The organism is Tenacibaculum haliotis (assembly GCF_025215075.1).
Lineage (GTDB): Bacteria > Bacteroidota > Bacteroidia > Flavobacteriales > Flavobacteriaceae > Polaribacter > Polaribacter haliotis_B.
In genome coordinates this window covers 58,141-77,982 of the sequence record NZ_JAOBTH010000024.1, presented here as the reverse complement: position 1 = coordinate 77,982, position 19,842 = coordinate 58,141, and the positions used below count along the sequence as shown (strand labels likewise).

Sequence of the window (19,842 nt, the reverse complement as noted above, 5' to 3'; positions counted from 1 at the left end):
TTCTATAATTTATAATATGATAGGAAGTATTAATTGTAAGTTTTAAAAGTTGTCGTTAGAGATAACAGATTCTTCTATGCTCAAATGAAACAAAGCGTCTCCTTTATTTACGATAGGTGTTTTATTGATGCAAAAAATATGCCCGTTAAATGGCGCATAAACCACCTTTTTAAATTCACCAAAAGGATCTTGAATAATACCTAAAACTTCTTTCTTTTTCACAAAAGTTCCGTTTTTCGCGATTACTTTAAACATACCAGAATCTGAAGCGCGTAACCATTTTGCTTTATGTACAAAAACGGGAGTAGCCCTAACGGTAATTTCATCTTTAATCATACCCAAATGAATCAATATGTTTTTGGTTCCGTTTACACCTTCGTTAATAATAGTGGGGTTTAAATCTTTTGATTTTCCACCTTCAAAAAGCAAAACAGTTTTACCCATTTTGTGTAATGTATCTCTTAAAGATTTTTTTATGTTGTTAGAAAAAACAATCATTGGCGGATTAAAAACTTTCGCCAATTCTAAGGCCTTTTCATCACCCTTGCTACATCTTATTTGCGCAATGTTATCACGTTCGCCACCACCAGTATGAAAATCTATTACATAATCTACAAAAGGCGCAATTTCTTTCGAGAATTGATACGCAAACTGACTCGCTAAAGAACCGTTTACAGTTCCAGGAAACATTCTGTTTAGATCTCTTCCGTCAGGAAATTCTCTTGTTTGAATTAAATAGCCAAAAATATTAAAAACAGGAATACAAATAACGGTTCCGTTTTTAGGTTTGTTAATTCCTAAACTGATAACTTCTCTAATTATTCCGACACCGTTGGTCTCATCTCCATGAATACCTGCAAGTAATAAAACTACAGGACCAGGTTTGTGAGAACGTTCTATAATTATAGGAACGTTTACAGTGGTTCGTGTATGTAATTTGGCGATTTTTAAATCTAAAACAGTACGTTGCCCTTCAGGAATTTCTTTTCCTAAAAGAACAAAAGGTTTATTCAACATTTAATTCTAAATAACGTATAATTTCTTTGGCAATATCTCTTCCTGTTGCAGTTTCAATCCCTTCTAAACCTGGAGATGAATTTACTTCTAAAACCAAAGGTCCTTTAGATGATTGTAGCATATCTACACCAGCAACACCTAAACCTAACGCTTTTGTTGCTTTTAAAGCTGTTTTTTCTTCTTCATCTGTTAATTCTATGATAGATGCATTTCCACCTCTATGTAAATTAGAACGGAATTCACCTTCTTTTCCTTGACGTTTCATGGCACCAATTATTTTACCATCTACAACAAATGCTCTAATATCTGCCCCACCAGCTTCTTTAATAAACTCTTGTGCAATTACTCTTGCACCTAAGCCGTTAAAAGCTTCTAATACAGATGTTGCTGCGTTTTTAGTTTCCGCTAAAACTACCCCTAAACCTTGAGTTCCTTCTAATAATTTTAATACTAAAGGAGCACCACCTACAGATTCTACTACATGTTCTACATCTTTTGTGTAATTAGTGAAAACTGTTTTTGGTAAACCAACACCAGCTCTTGCTAAAATTTGTAAACTACTTAATTTATCTCTAGATCTTACCAAACCAATTGACGAAACAGCAGTAAAAATTTTCATCATTTCAAATTGACGAATAACAGCTGTACCATAAAAAGTTACAGAAGCACCAATTCTTGGTATTATCGCATCGATATCGTCTAAATACTCTCCTTTATAAAATATTTTTGGAGATTTTTTCTCAATTTCAATATTGCATTTTAAGTGATCTACGACCAAAACTTCATGCCCTCTTTTTTCAGCGGCTTCAACTAATCTACTTGTAGAGTATAGTTTTGGGTTTCTAGATAAAATTACAATTTTCATTATTCTTTATGTTTTAATTTGTGAGATAAATTCTTTTTTGCTGTGTCTATAATAAATTTATTATTCAGAAACTTTCTACCTAATAATATCGGAAATTTCATATCCTTTCTTTCTGTTAAAGTTAGGTGAATTGGGAATAATGTATCGAAAATAAATATTTCAGTTTCAATTAAAAAACGCATTTCAGAAATTCCATTCGAACTTTTTACAGCTTTAGAGGTGTATTTTTTTGTTTTAAATTCTTTGTTATTGTACAAAGAATGTTCAGGATCTAATAACGTAAATTTAATCAAATTTTCACCACCTACATTTATTTCCTCAATATTTGCACAATGAATTGAAGAGGTGTATGCACCTGAATCAATCTTTAAATCGATTTCTGAGAGCGATAATTCTGGAAAATCAGCCTTATCTACTCGACCAATTGTTATTTTCATTTATATATAAAATAGGAGTTGTAAAATTACTAATAGTTATTGATAAAAAAATATAAATATTTCATCAAAATTAGTAAAACGAAATAATGTTACTTATTTTCTATTTAAAAGATATAGAATTACATTATTTATAAACAGAGTACTTAAAAACAGCTTGTTAACTTATTTTTGTAATTGCTCACATCTTATTTTGTATAATAATCAATACTTAATTTATCGGCTACATATTTTGCTGTTTCTACAGCATCTTTTTCTAATTTATGAAATGAAATTTTAAAACGATCATTGTTTTCATCCCAAATAATTACTTCGTAAATATCGTTGTTATTTAAATAAATTGATGCGTAAGTAAGTCTGCTTATATTTTGCCATTTTCCATAACCTAAAGGGCCAACAGAATAATATTTACGATATGTTTTGTCTTTAAGGTTAAAATGATGATTACTTACAACTGAAGCCAATAACGCAAGCGTTATAAGATATACTTCGAATTTTAGAACATGCAAAAAAGAGATTGTGTAATTTTCGACAGTTGATATTGATGTATTGATGAAAAATTGCGCTAAAATATAAAGAGCAAAAGCATAAAGAATAGCCGCTATAATCCTAAAAATGAAATGTTTTTGGCCACCTTTTATTATTATGAGTTTATTCATGTTTATGAATCTCTTTTTTAGCGATTTTAAATTCTTCTGGCGTATTGATATTTCTAATTAAATTGTCATCAATTTCAATAATTTCAACATCAGAATTAATTAGCATTTTACGCGGACACGAGTATCCTTGTGCTAAATATTGTAGCAATTTAGTATACGCCTTTGGTTCGTAAATGGTAATTAAAGGCTCAGGAAATTCTTTGCTTTTTCCTTTAATAGCTGTTGCTATTTTACTCGGATTTCGTTTTTGTAATAACAACTGAATTAAGTCATCATTTACAAAAGGAAGGTCTGTAGCAACTACTAACCAAGCTGAATTAGGATCTTTTTGAAAGGCAGAACAAATTCCGCCAAAAGGACCTAGGTTTAAAAATGTATCGTGAATTTCAGTTGATTTTTTAGAAGGTAACTGTATGGAATAAAAGGTTTCTAAAGCATTGTTTTCTAAGAGTTCTTTTGCGTATTCTTTTTGAGGTTTTCCATAATAATCTAATTCAGATTTATCTGTTCCCATTCGGGTGCTTTTTCCGCCAGTTAATACCAGTCCTTTAACAGGTGCAATATTTTCTTTTATTAAATTTTCAATGTGATTTGTAATTTTATCAACATCTTGAATCAAATAACAAGTTGTATTTTCTATCAGTGGAAATTTTTCAACTAAACAGTCAAAAATTTCGGTATCCGGATTTAGTTTTACAATAAATTGGATGTTAGTAATTTGATCTAAACGTTTTTTTATAGATGCTTCTTTTTCATCATCTAAAATTAAAATTTGTTTGGCACCTTGATAATGATTTCCGTTTATAAACACAAAATCATGATTAATAAACTGTAAACGTTGTTCAAACTTATTAACTATTGAGGTTGTGTTTACTTGTAAATTACCTTTATGATGAAAGGTGTATTCGGTTACTATATTTTCATCAAGATTTTTTGCATGAGAAGCATCAAAATACGCTAAGTTATAGTTTGATAATTTAGTTGAAACCTTGTTTACTAACTCTGCAATAACACCACATTTAGTTCCTAAAATAGCAACTTCATTGCTTGCAAAATTATCATTGAATTTTTTGGTGATATTTGCGTGTTTTTGATGTTTTTTATCCATTTTTAATATCCGATTTACCGCCAGTTTTTTCAACTAATTTAACCTCTTTAATCACCATTTCTTGATTGATAGCTTTACACATATCATAAATTGTTAAGCAAGTTGCTGATGCGCCTGTTAAAGCTTCCATTTCAACACCTGTTTTTCCTTCAATAGTTACTTTACAAAAAACCTCTAATTGTTCATTGTCGATAATATTTATATCAATATCTACTCCGTTAATTAATAACGGATGACACATCGGAATAATATCGGATGTTTTTTTTACTGCCTGAATACCTGCTATAATAGCCGTTTGAAAAACGGGTCCTTTTTTAGTAATTAAATCATCCTTTTTAAAATGAGAAATAATTTCTGATCCTAAAAACATCGTAGCTTTTGCAATTGCAGTTCGTTTGGTAATTTTCTTATCAGAAACATTCACCATTTTAGGTTGATTCTGCTCGTTTATATGGGTGAATTTATTCATTTTTAGTTTCTAAATATTAGAATAGGTTGTTAAAAGTAACAGTTGTTCTCGATACATTTTTATTTCCATTGTCATTTCAATAAAATTACTCGAACTGACAAGTTAGATGCTGTTTTTAAAATAACTATTTTTAGTAAAAATCAACATGATATTTATAAACAATTTGTCACTTCGAGTGAATTTGATGTCCGACAGGAAAAATCAAATTAGTATCGAGAAGGCATTATTTATACCTAATTACAGGAAAAACGGTTCCTGATTTAAATTCAATTTGTTCTGTTTTTGATATTTCTATAAACCCGTCAGCTGCTACCAAACTAGCTAAATCTCCAGAACCATTTCCTTTTATAGGAGTTGCAATTAAATGTCCAAAACGATAACTTAATTTTACTTGTAAAAAGTACGTTAAATTAGGTTTAAATACAATATCGTTAGCTAAAATTGCCGTTTCTTCAGGTTGTTTTAAGTTTACCGATTTATAATACCACGGATAAAAATATACTAAACAATTTACAAAGGTAGAAACAGGATTTCCGGGAAAAGCAAATACTTTACAATTATCAGTCTGTCCCATCCAAAAAGGTTTTCCGGGTCTTTGTGCAACTTTATGAAACAACTTGTTTACACCTAAATCGGTTAATACTTCGGGTAAAAAATCAAATTTACCTTTACTTACCGCTCCGCTAAATAAAAGCACATCATATTCTTTTAGGTAACAAGCAATCTTCTCTTTTAAAATAGTTTTATTATCAGTAATATGTGCTGTTTTAGAAGGAATGTTCAGTTCATTTAATAACGAAACCAACGTATATACATTAGACCTTCTTATTTGATAATCTAAAGGAATTTCATGTACATCAACCAATTCATCGCCAGTAGAAATAATCATTACTTTCGGTTGTTTGGCTACAGTAATAGTCGATTTACCCACAGTAGCAATCACTCCGATTTCAGCAGGAGAAATAATAGTGTTTTTGTTAATTAAAACAATTCCTTGTACTTTGTCTTTTCCCTTTGGATGGATATTTTGATGTTCATTTATAACATCAACAGTAACTGTTGCAATTCCGTTTTTTATAACAACATCTTCATAACGAATTACGGTATCACAGTTATTAGGTAATACAGCGCCAGTCATTACTTCTATACAGTTTGCCGAGTTTTGCATAGATAATTGCCTGCTCCCTGCAGGCTGAATACCTTCAATTTTAAAGTTACGTTGCTTATTTTTAAAATAAGAATAATTGATTGCAATTCCGTCCATAGCAACACGGTTGAAAGGAGGAAAATCTCTATCAGCAATAATATCTTCTTTTAAAACTCTACCAACAGATTTTATAAACGGAATTTCCTCGATTCCAAAATCTACTGTATTTTGTAATATTATATTTTTTGCTTCTTTTACTGAAATCATATTCTTGATGTGATTCTGAAACAAGTTCAGAATGACGTATTATTACATTAAAATTAACCACCAATTGTACTCATACTTTCGGAAACACTTCCTTTTTTTCGATTTGCTTCTGCTATAAATCCATTTTCGGGCTTTTCTTTTATCAGAGATAAAAAAAGTTCTTTTAAATCGTCATTGCTTGCACCGTTACGAATAAAATCGCGCAAGTTAAAAACACCATCATCAAACAAACAATTTTTAAAAGTACCGGTTGATGTAATTCTTATTCGATTACAATCGTTACAAATAGTACGTGTAAAAGCAGGAATGATCCCTACGGTTCCTTGATGGTTTTCTATTGAAAAATTACGTGAAGTAGATGATTTTTCTGAAATTATATTTTCTACGTTATATTTAGATTTTATTTCTGCTATAATTTTATTATAATTCCAGTTTTCTTTAATATCACGCTGTCCTTTTCCGTTAAACGGCATTTCTTCAATAAAACGAACTGCAATGTTTTTATCTTTTGTTAAGGCCACAAAATCGTTTATTTCATCTGTATTAAAACCAGATTGCACCACTACATTTAACTTTAAGTTTAAAGAGCTGTTTTCTAATAACTCGAAAGTTTTATATACTTCTGGAAATACATCGCGACGTGTAATTTTCGCGAATTTATGAGTGTCTAAACTATCAATACTTAAATTGATATTTTTTATTTTCTCTAACTTTTCTAAAGTTTCTATGTGATTAGCAACTAATGCTCCGTTTGTAGTAATATTAATTTCATCTAACAAATCGTTATAAGATAACATGTCTAAAAACGACATAAAATCTTTACGAGCAAAAGGCTCACCACCTGTTAAACGAACTTTGTTAACCCCTAATTCGGTAAGTACGCGAATAAGGCGGTACATTTCTTTATAAGTTAATAGCTCTTTTCGTGGTACAATATCAATACCATGAGCGGGCATACAATATTGGCAACGTAGGTTACAACGATCGGTTACAGCCAGTCGAACATAGCTGATTTGTCTACCAAAATTATCAATAAGTTTGCTCATCTAACAAATATACGGTTTAATGCTGCAATTATTTCCTGTCATTTATCATAGTTTTATTATGATAAAGTTTACTGAAAAAATAAAGAACTAAACAATTTCCATTTTCTTTAATAAAAAGGAAGCGTTCATGTTTTTACACACGCCGTTTTTCATTTTATAATCAAAATGTAACTCGTTATTTATAATCTCAGCATCAAAATAATAGTTTTTAATGGTGTTATATTCTTTTGATAATTCACATAAACTAACATCGTGTGTGGCTATTATTCCGGTAGAATGAGATTTGTTTAGTTTTTCAATGAATTTTTTAGAACCGATGGCTTTATCCATGCTATTTGTTCCTTTTAATATTTCATCTAAAATGATAAAATAATTTTCTGTTTTAATTTTGTTTACGATAAATTTTAAACGTTTAAGTTCGGCATAAAAGTAAGATTCATCATCGCTTAAAGAATCTGAAGTTCGCATACTTGTAATTAATTTAACCGGATTGTATTTTACTTTCACAGCACATATTGGTAAACCATTATTAGACATTACAATTGCTAACGAAACAGCTCTTAAAAAAGTGCTTTTCCCTGCCATATTTGCTCCAGTAACAATAAAAAATTCTTCATTATCTATTACAAAATCATTGTCTATTCTTTTAGTGGCATTTAATAAAGGATGTCCTAAATTCACTGCATTTAAAACTGATTTTTCGTTATTTATAATAGGAAATACATATTCAGGTTTATTAAAAACAAAGTTTGCTAACGAGTTTTGTGCATCAAAAAAAGAAACAACATTAAACCATTCTTCAACAGTACTTTTGTAGGTAGTAATCCAATTTTCTATTTTAATGGTATTGCGAATATCCCAAAGAAAAAGTCCGTTACCAATAATAGCAATAATAATGTTATTACGTTGATCGAAAGCATCTAATCTTTTAGAAAACTCTTTAAATATAGTAGATGCCTTTTTGTTTTTTTGTTGAATTTTTGCTTGTTTGTTTTTTAATGTCGAATTGGTAAATTCCTCATTTTCTATCTGTGCTAATAACTGATGGTATTGATTAAATGTTTCTTTTGCTTTGGTAGTTTCAGTCGCTAATTCTTGAATGTTTTTAAAAAAGAAAGCAGTAGTTGTTAAACCAATTATAAACCAGATTAAAAGTACAGAAAACGTAATGACATCAAAACTTAATAAGCCAATTAAAACAATTGAAATAGCAGAAAAAATATACGAAAACAGTGTTAAGAAAGTAGGGAGTTTCTGCTCATAAGAATGCACCCATTTTACAATAATAGGTATTGCTGTTTTGGTATGTATTAAACTAGCAACAGCAGTAAAATGTTGACGCCATTTTACTTTTAATGCAAGTTCTTGTGTTACTTTTTGTTTTTCTTCAATACTGTTAATATCGTTACTTGTTAAAATAATAGCTAATAGCTTTTTTCCTTCGTTGGTTGCCGTTCTGTTTATGTACTGAAAGAAAGAGCCAATACCAAACAAATCGATATCATTGCTAAAATAATGCTCGGGGTTTATAAACTCTTTTCCACTCTCTAAGTCAGAAAATGTACCATTTAAAACGGCTATTTCTGTTTTATTAATAGTCAGTTTCGCTTCTATGATACTTTTTGTTTGTTTTAAACCTAAGTGTTTTGTTACTAAATAAACAAAAGCGATTAAAGCGATAACACTTATAATAAAAAATAAGTTGTTTTTTGTAAAAGCTATATATGCTGAAAAAGAAATGGTTAAGAATGCCAAAAGACGTAAAATACGAGTTGTAAGTAACCGTTTTTTTAACGCAATTAAAACGGCATTTAAACTATTGATTTCTTCTTTATAAAAAGGAATTGGTTGTTGCATTGTGTAGTAAATAAATATTAGTGTAAATGTACATATAGCAACTTACATATCTTTATAAAATTGTATTTTCGTTGTATGCCAACTTCATTAGAACTTCAGCTAAAAACACTACCTTCTTCACCAGGAGTTTATCAATATTTTGATAAAGATGAGGTGATTATATATGTAGGTAAGGCTAAAAACTTAAAAAAACGTGTTTCTTCCTATTTTACGAAGACTCATGAGAATGGTAAAACGCGAATTTTAGTTAAAAAAATTGTTCGGATAGAGCATGTTGTTGTTGATACTGAAACGGATGCATTATTGCTCGAAAACAACCTAATCAAAAAGTATAAACCACGTTACAATGTTTTATTAAAAGATGATAAATCATATCCGTGGCTTTGTATAAAAAAAGAACGTTTTCCGAGAGTTTTTTCTACCCGGAGAGTTGTTAAAGATGGTTCTGAATATTTTGGACCTTACACCAACATGAAAATGGTACAATCACTCTTAAGTTTAATTAAAGAGCTGTATCCGCTGCGAACTTGTACGTACGATTTAAGTCAAGAAAAAATAGCTTCTTACAAGTATAAAGTTTGTTTAGAATATCATTTGGGTAATTGTAAAGGACCTTGTGAAGGGCATCAACATGAAGATAATTATTTAGAAGAAATTAGGGCAATTAGAAATATTCTTAAAGGAAATTTTAAAGAAATTTTAGAGCGATTACAACAAATAATGCTCGATTTTGCTTCGGATATGAAGTTTGAAGAAGCTCAGAAAATTAAAGACAAATTAGATTCTTTAAAAAATTATCAAGCAAAATCTACTATTGTAAATCCGTCTATTAATAACGTAGATGTTTTTTCTATTATTTCTGATGAAACCCACGGTTATGCAAACTTTTTTAAAGTGATGAATGGCGCAATTGTGCAATCATACACTACAGAAATAAAAAAGAAACTAGAAGAAACCGACAAGCAATTGTTAGAGTTGTTTATTATAGAAACTCGCAATCGATTTAATTCCTTATCAAGAGAAGTTTATGTGCCTTTTAAGGTGAATTTAGGAGAGCAAATAAAAGTGACCGTACCGAAATTAGGAGACAAAAAACGAATTGTAGATTTATCAGAAAGAAATGCGAAGTATTATCGGATGGAGCAGTTTAAGCAAATAAAAATTGTAGATCCAGATCGTCATGTAAAACGAATAATGGGGCAAATGCAAAAAGATTTACGTTTGCATGAAGAGCCACGCCATATAGAGTGTTTTGATAATTCGAATATTCAAGGAACACACCCTGTGGCTGCTTGTGTAGTTTTTAAAGACGGAAAACCGAGTAAAAAAGAATACCGTCATTATAATATTAAAACTGTGGAAGGGCCTGATGATTTTGCATCGATGGAAGAAGTGGTTTTTCGTCGTTACAGACGCTTGTTAGAAGAAAAACAACCATTACCACAATTAATTGTTATTGATGGAGGAAAAGGTCAGTTATCATCAGCTTTAAAAAGTCTAGACGCTTTAGGTTTGCGAGGAAAAATAGCTATAATCGGAATTGCAAAAAGATTGGAAGAAATTTATTATCCAGGAGATTCTGTGCCTTTATATTTAGATAAGAAATCAGAAAGCTTAAAAATAATTCAGTTTTTAAGAAACGAAGCTCATCGATTCGGAATTACATTACACAGAAACAAACGAAGTAAAAGCGCTATTCAATCAGAATTAGAACAAATTCCTGATATTGGTAAACAAACCATTACTAATTTATTGCGTAAATTTAAATCAGCAAAAAGAGTAAAAGAAGCTACATTAGAAGAATTAAAAGAAATTGTTGGTTTTTCAAGAGCTCAGAAAATACATCAGTTTTATCAAAAAGAAAAAGAATGAAAAAGTTATTAATCATATTGTTTTTACCTGCAATTATGCTGGCGCAAAATCAACCTAAAGTAGGGTTAGTTTTAAGTGGAGGAGGTGCTAAAGGTTTTGCTCATATTGGGGTTTTAAAAGAGTTGGAAAAAGCAGGAGTACAAATAGATTATATTGGTGGTACGAGTATGGGTGCCATTGTTGGTGGTTTATATGCCGCCGGTTATACAGCTGATCAAATAGAGCAAGTAGTTTTAGATGTTGATTTTATGGATTTGATTCAAGATAAAATTGATAGAATAGATAAGCCTTTTTTTACAAAACAATATGGAGAGAAATATGCACTTTCTTTACCGATAAAAGAAGGTAAAGTAGGGCTTCCTTTAGGATTGTCTAAAGGACAAAATGTATTGAATTATTTAACAGAATTATTAGCTCCGGTTGATAATATTACCGATTTCTCAAAACTTCCAATTCCGTTTTATTGCATTGGTACCAATATTGAAACTGGTGAGGAAGTAATTTTAAATAAAGGATCATTGCCTTTAGCTTTAAGAGCAAGTGCAGCCTTTCCTTCGTTGTTAAATCCTGTTGAAATTGATGGAAAGTTATTAGTTGATGGTGGTGTAGTGAACAACTTTCCCGTAGACATCATGAAGAAAAAAGGTGTAGATTTTATTATTGGAGTAAATGTTCAGGGAGAATTACTAAAAAAACACGAACTCTCTTCTGTTGCTGCGGTATTAATGCAAATAGTAAATTTTCAGATGTACCAAAACTCCGATGAGCAGGTACGTCTTTTAAATGTTTATTTGCGTCCAGAAATTTTAGAATATAGTGTAATTTCTTTTGATAAAAAGGATGAAATATTACGAGAAGGGATAAAAAAAGCTAAAAAATATACCGCTGTTTTTGATAGTATAGCAAAGTTACAAACACGAAAAAGAGTACCGGTAATAAATAAAATCGAAGAAGATAAATTCTTAGTTGATCGAATTATTATTAAAGGAAATAAAAACTATACGAATAATTATATTTTAGGAAAACTACAGCTAAATGAAGGAGATAGTACTTCGTATAAAGACATTTCAAAAAAAATTAATGCACTAACTGCTTCTAGAAATTTTAACCGAATTAATTACCGTTTTTATAAATCTTTTCAAGGAAAAAAATTAGAGTTACTTGTTAAAGAAGAAAAAATACAGTCTTATTTTAAAATTGGTTTGCATTATGATTTATTATATAAATCAGCAGTTTTATTAAACTACAACCATAAAAAATTAATTACACAAAACGACGAGCTCTCTTTAGATGTTGGTATAGGAGACAATATTCGCTATGATTTTAATTATTTTATTGATAATGGATTGATTCCTAGTTATGGGTTTAAATCAAGATACAATTCTTTTAATAGTAGTTTTTTACATCAAAATAACCTTGTAAATGGTAAGTATGTAGATTTTACCAATGCAGTATATTTTCAAACTACAGTTGATAAGAAGTTTGCCTTTGGTATTGGTCTTGAAAATAAATACATTCGATTAAGTTCCGAAAATATTTTGGCAAACGGAGAAGAGGTTTTTTTTGATAAAAGTAATTATGTTAACACTTATTCTTTCTTGAAGTTAGATACTTATAATAAAAAAATGTTTCCAACTGGAGGGTTTTACGCGGGTTTAGGATTTAAATGGTTTATGTGGTCAGATAGGAAGGTTAAATTGCCCAAATTGGTTCAGGGAAGTGAACCTTTTCATCAATTTTCTCAAATTTCAGGAACGTTGGGTTTTGCAACAACTTTTTATAATAAGTTAACTTTTCAGTACATATCAGGAGCCGGATATACTTTAGGGAAAAAATCATCACAAATGTTTGACTACCGTTTAGGTGGTTACAATAAAAATTATATTAATAATTTCTCCTCTTTTTATGGTTATGAAACAGGATCGTTAAATAACCAATCTTTTTTAAAGTCTGAATTTAATTTAAGATATCAATTTTTAGAAAAACATTACGCAACGTTTGTTGCTAATTATGCACGTATAGAAGAGAATGTCTTTCAAGTAGAGAAATTATTTGATAATACTAAGTCAGGATATGCCTTAGGGTATAGTGTAGAAACCTTCATAGGACCAGTAGAATTAAAGTATTCTTGGTCACCAGACCATAACGAAAACTATTGGTTATTTAATTTAGGATTTTGGTTTTAGCGCATAAAAAAACCCGTTTCGAAAGAAACGGGTTTTTATTTCATAATAAGATTGCCTTACTTACTTTTTTTCTTCTTTAAAAAGAATTTATATTGTAAGTATTGGTATGCATCTCTAGGTAATATTTTAATCCACTTTTTGTGTTGTACAAACCATTTAAAACGAATAGAATTAACGCCTTTTGTTAAATAAGCAGCTATAAAAGGATGTACATTTAATGTAATTTCCTTGTAGTCTTTACCGCTATTTAATATGCGTTCTAATTCAGCTTCAATTTTATCTAATAAAACAATAGGAGCTTCAACTTCTCCGTTTTTATTAGGGTTTGGTTCACGTGTTTTTATTTCTAATTCAGGTCGTACACGTTGTCTTGTAATTTGTACTAAACCAAACTTACTCGGAGGTAAAATTTTGTGTTTTGTACGATCTAAAGACATTGCATCTTTTAAATGCTGATATAATTTCTGTCTGTTTTCAGTACTTTTCATATCAATAAAGTCAACAACTATAATCCCACCCATATCACGCAATTGTAACTGGCGTGCTATTTCGGTGGCAGAAATTAAGTTAACTTCTAAAGCAGTTTCTTCTTGGCTTAAAGCTTTATTTGAGCGATTACCACTATTTACATCAATAACATGTAAGGCTTCGGTGTGTTCAATAACTAAATACGCACCTTTGCTCATAGAAACTGTTTTACCAAACGATGTTTTTATCTGACGTTCAATACCAAATTTCTCAAAAATTGGTGTGTCAGATTTATGAAGTTTTACAATATTTTCCTTCTCAGGAGATATTTCTTGTAAGTACTCTTTAATTTCAATCATTAAATCTTCATCGTTGGTTACAATACTTGTAAAAGAATCGTTCATTACATCTCTTAAAATAGAAGATGCTCTGTTTAACTCACTTAATATTTTTGTTGGTGTGTTTTTGTTAGCAATGCTATTACACATTTTCTCCCAACGTTCAAGTGAATTTTGTAAATCTTTATCTAGTTCTGCTACCTTTTTATTCTGGGCAACAGTACGTAAAATAAGCCCAAACCCTTTTGGTTTGATGCTTTTTGCTAATTTTTTTAAACGTTCTTTTTCTTTAGGATCTGCTATTTTTTGAGATACAGATACTCGGTTAGAAAAAGGAACTAAAACTAAAAACCTACCAGCTATTGATAGTTCCGAGCTAATACGCGGACCTTTGGTAGATATTGGTTCTTTTACAATTTGTACTAATAAATTTTGACCTGATTTTAGTACATCATTAATTTTCCCGTCCTTATTGATATCATTCTCAGAACGAAAGTTTTTTAAAGTGAATTCTTTATAATTACCTGTGCTTACCTTCTTAATGAATTTATTTAAAGATTGTACTTGCGGTCCTAAATCATGATAGTGTAAAAAACCATCTTTAGGATAACCAACATTTACAAAAGCGGCGTTTAAACCAGTCATCACTTTTCCTATTTTTGCTAGAAAAACATCTCCGACTGAAAATTTATTATCGCTTGTTTCTTTGTTTAATTCAGTAAGTCTACCATCTCTTAGTAAGGCGAAATCAATATCAGAAGAATTTGAACGAATTATTAATTCTGTTTTCATTCTGAATATAGTTTTGTGCCAACGTAAAATTTTACGAAGACGGATTAATTTGTAAACAGGTATAATTTTTATACCATTTTAAGGTGTCTAAACCTTAGTGTCAATGAACTTAATAAGCTATTAAAAGCAACGAAAAAGTAAGCGTTAGCTTACTTTTTCTTGTGACGATTTGCTCTTGCTCTTTTCTTTCTTTTGTGTGTAGAGATCTTAGCTCTCTTTCTTTTTTTACCGCTTGGCATAATTAAAATGTTTTATAAAGTCTTTATCGGTAAAGACCTTTGGTTAATAATTTTATTATTTTACAGATACTTTAGTTTTAACACCCTCTGTAAACACTTTTGATGGTTTAAAAGCTGGAATGTTGTGTGCAGGAATCTTAATAGTCGTATTTTTTGAAATATTTCTACCAGTTTTTTCTGCTCTAGTTTTGATGATAAAACTACCAAAACCTCTTAAATATACATTATCTCCGCTCTCTAATGCATCCTTTACCTCGTCCATAAACGCTTCAACAGTTGCTAAAACATCCGCTTTTTCAATCCCGCTCTTATCTGAAATTTTAGATACGATATCTGCTTTTGTCATTCTATATATATTTTGAATTTATTTTTAAAAATGAGGGTGCAAATATATGATAATTAATCTATTCGGAAAATAATAAGAATAAAAATATCTAAATAAAATGCAGTATTTTCGCTGGCTCAATTTACATAAATGAAATCAGCTAATCAACTTATTCACTGGTATTTAAAAAATAAAAGAGATTTGCCTTGGCGTAAAACGAAGGACCCTTACCTAGTTTGGTTAAGTGAAATCATGTTACAGCAAACACGAGTAGCTCAAGGATTGCCTTATTTTCTAACATTTACAAGCGAGTTTAAAACGGTATTCGACTTAGCAAAAGCCGATGAAAGTAAAGTACTTAAATTATGGCAAGGACTGGGTTATTATTCACGAGCACGTAACTTGCATTTTACAGCAAAATATATAGCTAATGAGTTAAATGGTGTTTTTCCTGATAATTATAAAGAGTTATTAAAGTTAAAAGGAATTGGAGATTATACGGCTTCTGCAATAGCTTCTGTTTGTTACGATGAGCCTGTTGCGGTTGTTGATGGAAATGTATATCGAGTTCTAGCACGTTACTTCGGAATTAATACGCCAATTAATTCTACTAAAGGAATCAAAGAATTTAAAGAATTAGCACAAACACTAATTGATGTTTCGCAACCAGGAATCTATAATCAAGCAATTATGGATTTTGGTGCAATGCAATGCAAGCCACAAAATCCGTTATGTAATTCGTGTCCTTTTTCAGATAGTTGTGTAGCTTTAGCTAAAAAACAAATTAAAGAACTTCCTGTAAAAGAGAAAAAAATAAAAGTTAAAAAACGTTATTTTAATTTTTTAGTAGTTGTTTCCGATGATGGAAAAACAGTCTTGGAAGAAAGAGTAGGTAAAGGAATCTGGCAAGGATTGTGTCAGTTTCCGTTACTGGAAACAGAAGAACCAATTTCTGAAATAACATTAGTTAATAACGAACAGTTTGCAACCCTTTTTCCTAAAGAAACAACATTGTCTTTATTTAATAAAAAAGATATTGTACATAAATTATCACATCAACACTTATTTACAAAATTTTGGATTGTAAAAACATCAATTATCAACAAAAAAACTATTTTATGGAAAGATATTAAGCAGTTTCCAGTACCAGTTTTGATTGATAATTTTTTAAATGAATTTTTAAATAACAACTAGTAAATTTGTATATTTGGTTTTACACAAATGGGTAAATTATGGCAGGAACAGTTAATAAAGTTATTTTAATAGGTCATTTAGGTGATGCGTTAAAAATGCATTATTTTGAAGGTGGGAATGCTATTGGTCGTTTTCCGTTAGCAACAAACGAAACATATACTAACCGCCAAACCGGAGAAAAAGTAACCAATGTGGAGTGGCATAATATTGTTGTGCGTAATAAGTTGGCTGAAATTTGTGAGAAATATTTAACAAAAGGAGATAAAGTGTATTGTGAAGGACGTATTAAAACGCGTCAATATGAAGCAGATGGGCAAAAACGCTATGCAACAGAAATTCAAGTACAGGAAATGACTTTTTTATCAACTAAAAAAGAACTTAGTAACGGGGTTTCTACTCCAAATGCAACTCCAGGAAATAGTGTTGTGCCAAATGTAACACCTCAAAAAAATGATGATTTACCATTTTAGTTTACTTAAATTTTAAAAATTGGATATAGAACCCAACTCCTTGTTTTTGGCAATAATTAATATCGATTTGCTAACAACATTAAATTGTTTATTAGTGCTCTTTTTGTTAATCTGTTCTGCTTTGGTTTCAGGAACAGAAGTCGCTTTTTTTTCTATTTCACAAACCGAATTAGAGGAGCTTTCATCTTCATCAAAAGGAAAAAGTACGGTTGTTAAATTACTTGAAAATCCGAAGAAATTATTAGGAACTATTTTAATAACAAATAATTTCATTAATATTCTCATCGTACTAATATTTGCATCTTTAGGAGAATTTTTTTTTAGTGAATTTTCCGACGGAGTAAAATTTTTGATAGAAGTTGTTTTGGTAACTTTTCTTATTTTGTTATTTGGCGAAGTATTACCAAAAGTATACGCAACCAGAAAATCGATGCAGTTTGCAAGTTTTATGGCAAAACCAATTCAGTTTTTAAATGTTTTTTTAACACCGTTAAGTACGCCTCTTATAAAATTAACAAGTATTGTAGAGAACAAATTAGGAAACAAGAATAATAATTTTTCTGTAGAGCGTTTATCACAAGCATTAGAGTTAACTTCTAGTGGAGCAACAACAAAAGAAGAACAAAAAATTTTAGAAGGAATCGTAAGCTTTGGTAATACCGAAACGGTACAAATTATGAAGCCAAGAACCGACGTTTGTGCTATTGCAGATGACACAACATATGAGGAGGTTTTAAAAATAATCTTAAAAAACGGATACTCAAGAATTCCTGTTTATCAAGAAAATATAGACAATATTAGAGGTGTTTTATATGCAAAAGACCTACTGATGTATTTGAATGAAAAACGTTTTGAGTGGCAAAAATTACTAAGAGAAGCCTTTTTTGTGCCTGAAAACAAAAAATTAGACGATTTGTTAAGTGAATTTCAAGAAATGAAAAAACACTTAGCAATTGTTGTTGATGAATACGGCGGAACAAGTGGAATTGTAACGCTAGAAGATGTTATTGAAGAGATTGTAGGAGATATAAATGACGAGTTTGATGATGATGATTTAACGTATTCTAAAATCGATGAAAATAATTATATTTTTGAAGGAAAAACTACCATCAAAGATTTTTGTCGTGTTTTAGAAGATGACGATGAAGAAAAATTTGAAGATGCAAAAGGAGAAAGTGAAACCTTAGCAGGTTTTATTTTAGAAGTATCAGGTAAGTTCCCTAAAAAAGGAGAGAAAATAAATTATAGTAAATATACGTTTACTATTGAAGCGCTTGATAAAAAGCGTATAAAACAGATAAAAGTAACACGAAATGCGTAAATTTTTATTGTTGATATCAGTAATGTTATTAATAAGTTGTGGCGAAGATGTTATGCCAAAACCAAAAGGATATTTAAACTTAGAATATCCAGAATTGGGGTATAATACCTTAAATAAAACGAGACCATATCGTTTTGATGTGGCAAAAAACGCCGCAATTGAAAATCTGCCAAATAATTGGTTAAAAATCCAGTATCCTAAGCTAAAAGCATCGGTTCATATTACATACCGACCAGTGAATAACAACTTGCGAGAGCTCTTGTTAGAAGCCGAAAAACTGGTATTAGAACACACCGTAAAAGCCGATCATATTTCTTGGAGAGACTATGCCGATGCAGATAAAAAAGTATACGGTAAAATGTGTGAAATTTCCGGTAATGCGGCTTCACAAATACAGTTTCATGTTACCGATAGCACCAATCATTTTTTAAAAGGCTCACTGTTTTTTTACACCAAACCTAATTACGATTCTATTTTACCAGCAGTTGAATATATCAAAAAAGATATGATTCATATGTTAGAAACTTTAGAGTGGAAGCAGTAGTTTTTTCTGAAGCTATTTCCCGCTTTCCGCACTCGCTCTCTGCGAGGAGCTCAAACAAATGCTACAATCGGGGCTAAGCTTATTTATGAAGTTTAGCTGCTGTAAAACTACTTTTTTACATTGCTATTTTGTAGCAATAAGTAAAACTGTAATCCAAATAATACAGCACCCGAAAGTAAATGTGTTGCTTGCGTTCCGATAGGAAAATCAGCATAATACATTAAAATACCAGTCATAGTTTCTAAAAACAGTAAAAAAACAATCCAATTCACCAATTTGTAACCTAAATCTTTAATTTGATTTAAGTAAAATATTCCCAAGTTTACCAACACAATTGCAATGGTAAACGAACGATGAAAGTAAAACTTAAAACTAGGGTTTAGCAAGCTATAATGTTTATTATCAAAACCAAATAATTTTACTTGCTCATCAATAAATTGACGAACTTGAGTTCCGAGCGCAATTTGAATTAAAGAAAATACTACCGAAACGATTAATAATTTATTAAAAAGCGAATTGTATTTCTTTTTATTTGTTTCCTCGAGTGCAGTTGAGAGGTTTTTATCTTTTGATGCAATAAAATAGAGCCATAATAACAAGGCAACAATTACCAAACCACCAACCATATGAATGGTAATAATGGTGGGTTTTAAATTAGTATCAACAACGGTTTTTCCTAACCAAGCTTCAAAAAGCATTAAAAAGAAAGCACCGAATGATAATAAGGTAATAAGCTTCTTTTCTCTCCAGAATTTAGTGGAAACAAAAATTAAAAACAAAAACGGAATACCTGCCAAAGCAGAAGTTAATCGGTTAATGTATTCTGTCCAAGTATGAAATTTATTAAATTTTGCGTAGCTATGCTTAGTGTATTTCACCCAGTTGGTACTAATGAATTCTTGTGCTGTTTTTAAATCATTTTCGGCAACGAATAAAACATTGTTTTTAACGATTATCATTCCTTTGTTATACTCGGTATTGGGTTGCCAAGTAATTTGCTCTTCAGAAGTGGGCGGAATGTAATATCCGAAACATTTTGGCCAGTCTGGGCAGCCCATTCCAGATCCTGTCATGCGAACTACCGATCCTGCTAAAAAAATAAGATATACAGCAATCAACGAAATTTTTACTAGGAGTGGAAAGTGTTTTTTCATCAAAAAAAGTTTTTACAAAGATAAGATAAACGCATAAAAAAAGCCTCTCAAAAGAGAAGCTTGATTTTTA

The 19,842-nt window shown here is 30.4% G+C and carries 18 protein-coding genes; 6 read left to right on the top strand and 12 right to left on the bottom strand.

The window, feature by feature from the left end:
- Positions 1 to 42 precede the first annotated feature (42 nt).
- The 9 genes from N2251_RS04610 to N2251_RS04570 all read right to left on the bottom strand — a co-directional run bounded on the left by N2251_RS04610 (position 43) and on the right by N2251_RS04570 (position 8,869).
- Positions 43 to 1,017, bottom strand: coding sequence for a succinylglutamate desuccinylase/aspartoacylase family protein (locus tag N2251_RS04610; protein ID WP_260585540.1), 975 nt, complete (start codon positions 1,015 to 1,017; stop codon positions 43 to 45).
- Positions 1,007 to 1,882 carry a 30S ribosomal protein S6--L-glutamate ligase gene (rimK, locus tag N2251_RS04605; RefSeq protein ID WP_260585539.1) on the bottom strand — a complete coding sequence of 292 codons (876 nt, stop codon included), beginning with the start codon at positions 1,880 to 1,882 and terminating at the stop codon, positions 1,007 to 1,009. Before rimK ends, N2251_RS04610 begins: the two co-directional genes overlap by 11 nt.
- The gene (locus N2251_RS04600; RefSeq protein ID WP_260585538.1) at positions 1,882 to 2,319 is read right to left on the bottom strand and encodes an ATP-dependent zinc protease family protein; all 438 of its coding nucleotides are present in this window, start codon (positions 2,317 to 2,319) and stop codon (positions 1,882 to 1,884) included. Before N2251_RS04600 ends, rimK begins: the two co-directional genes overlap by 1 nt.
- Before the next feature lie 185 nt (positions 2,320 to 2,504).
- Positions 2,505 to 2,975 carry a hypothetical protein gene (locus N2251_RS04595; RefSeq protein WP_260585537.1) on the bottom strand — a complete coding sequence of 157 codons (471 nt, stop codon included), beginning with the start codon at positions 2,973 to 2,975 and terminating at the stop codon, positions 2,505 to 2,507.
- Positions 2,968 to 4,083, bottom strand: coding sequence for an NTP transferase domain-containing protein (locus N2251_RS04590; RefSeq protein WP_260585536.1), 1,116 nt, complete (start codon positions 4,081 to 4,083; stop codon positions 2,968 to 2,970). Before N2251_RS04590 ends, N2251_RS04595 begins: the two co-directional genes overlap by 8 nt.
- Positions 4,076 to 4,552, bottom strand: a complete 477-nt coding sequence (gene moaC, locus N2251_RS04585; protein ID WP_260585535.1) for a cyclic pyranopterin monophosphate synthase MoaC — start codon at positions 4,550 to 4,552, stop codon at positions 4,076 to 4,078. The genes N2251_RS04590 and moaC overlap by 8 nt, the downstream gene beginning before the upstream one ends.
- Before the next feature lie 223 nt (positions 4,553 to 4,775).
- Positions 4,776 to 5,966, bottom strand: a complete 1,191-nt coding sequence (locus tag N2251_RS04580; RefSeq protein WP_260585534.1) for a molybdopterin molybdotransferase MoeA — start codon at positions 5,964 to 5,966, stop codon at positions 4,776 to 4,778.
- A 53-nt stretch (positions 5,967 to 6,019) separates the two neighbouring features.
- Complete coding sequence (moaA, locus tag N2251_RS04575) at positions 6,020 to 7,012, bottom strand: GTP 3',8-cyclase MoaA (protein ID WP_260585533.1); 993 nt, start codon at positions 7,010 to 7,012, stop codon at positions 6,020 to 6,022.
- A gap of 87 nt (positions 7,013 to 7,099) precedes the next feature.
- Positions 7,100 to 8,869 carry a MutS-related protein gene (locus N2251_RS04570; protein WP_260585532.1) on the bottom strand — a complete coding sequence of 590 codons (1,770 nt, stop codon included), beginning with the start codon at positions 8,867 to 8,869 and terminating at the stop codon, positions 7,100 to 7,102.
- A 75-nt stretch (positions 8,870 to 8,944) separates the two neighbouring features.
- Here N2251_RS04570 and uvrC point away from each other — a divergent pair, with 75 nt between their 5' ends.
- A complete protein-coding gene (gene uvrC / locus N2251_RS04565; RefSeq protein WP_260585530.1) occupies positions 8,945 to 10,741 on the top strand; it encodes an excinuclease ABC subunit UvrC in 1,797 nt (598 codons plus the stop codon).
- The gene (locus N2251_RS04560; protein WP_260585529.1) at positions 10,738 to 12,927 is read left to right on the top strand and encodes a patatin-like phospholipase family protein; all 2,190 of its coding nucleotides are present in this window, start codon (positions 10,738 to 10,740) and stop codon (positions 12,925 to 12,927) included. The genes uvrC and N2251_RS04560 overlap by 4 nt, the downstream gene beginning before the upstream one ends.
- Before the next feature lie 56 nt (positions 12,928 to 12,983).
- Here N2251_RS04560 and N2251_RS04555 read toward each other — a convergent pair whose 3' ends face one another.
- Entirely contained in the window at positions 12,984 to 14,525 is a 1,542-nt protein-coding gene (locus N2251_RS04555) for an Rne/Rng family ribonuclease (RefSeq protein ID WP_260585527.1), read from the bottom strand.
- A gap of 294 nt (positions 14,526 to 14,819) precedes the next feature.
- Complete coding sequence (locus N2251_RS04550) at positions 14,820 to 15,110, bottom strand: HU family DNA-binding protein (protein ID WP_068702156.1); 291 nt, start codon at positions 15,108 to 15,110, stop codon at positions 14,820 to 14,822.
- A 129-nt stretch (positions 15,111 to 15,239) separates the two neighbouring features.
- Between N2251_RS04550 and mutY the strand changes: the two genes are divergently transcribed.
- The 4 genes from mutY to gldD are packed head-to-tail and all read left to right on the top strand — an operon-like array spanning position 15,240 to position 18,618.
- Positions 15,240 to 16,283 (top strand): A/G-specific adenine glycosylase, encoded by a 1,044-nt coding sequence (gene mutY, locus N2251_RS04545; protein WP_260585526.1) that lies wholly within the window; start codon positions 15,240 to 15,242, stop codon positions 16,281 to 16,283.
- A gap of 38 nt (positions 16,284 to 16,321) precedes the next feature.
- Positions 16,322 to 16,753 carry a single-stranded DNA-binding protein gene (locus N2251_RS04540; protein WP_260585525.1) on the top strand — a complete coding sequence of 144 codons (432 nt, stop codon included), beginning with the start codon at positions 16,322 to 16,324 and terminating at the stop codon, positions 16,751 to 16,753.
- Positions 16,754 to 16,772: 19 nt separating this feature from the next.
- On the top strand, positions 16,773 to 18,074 hold the full coding sequence (gene gldE / locus N2251_RS04535; protein ID WP_260585524.1) for a gliding motility-associated protein GldE: 1,302 nt from the start codon (positions 16,773 to 16,775) through the stop codon (positions 18,072 to 18,074).
- The gene (gene gldD / locus N2251_RS04530) at positions 18,067 to 18,618 is read left to right on the top strand and encodes a gliding motility lipoprotein GldD (RefSeq protein WP_260585523.1); all 552 of its coding nucleotides are present in this window, start codon (positions 18,067 to 18,069) and stop codon (positions 18,616 to 18,618) included. Before gldE ends, gldD begins: the two co-directional genes overlap by 8 nt.
- 107 nt (positions 18,619 to 18,725) lie before the next feature.
- On the opposite strand, the gene N2251_RS04525 is transcribed toward gldD, so the two are convergent.
- Positions 18,726 to 19,772, bottom strand: coding sequence for a COX15/CtaA family protein (locus N2251_RS04525; protein ID WP_260585522.1), 1,047 nt, complete (start codon positions 19,770 to 19,772; stop codon positions 18,726 to 18,728).
- Positions 19,773 to 19,842: the final 70 nt, after the last annotated feature.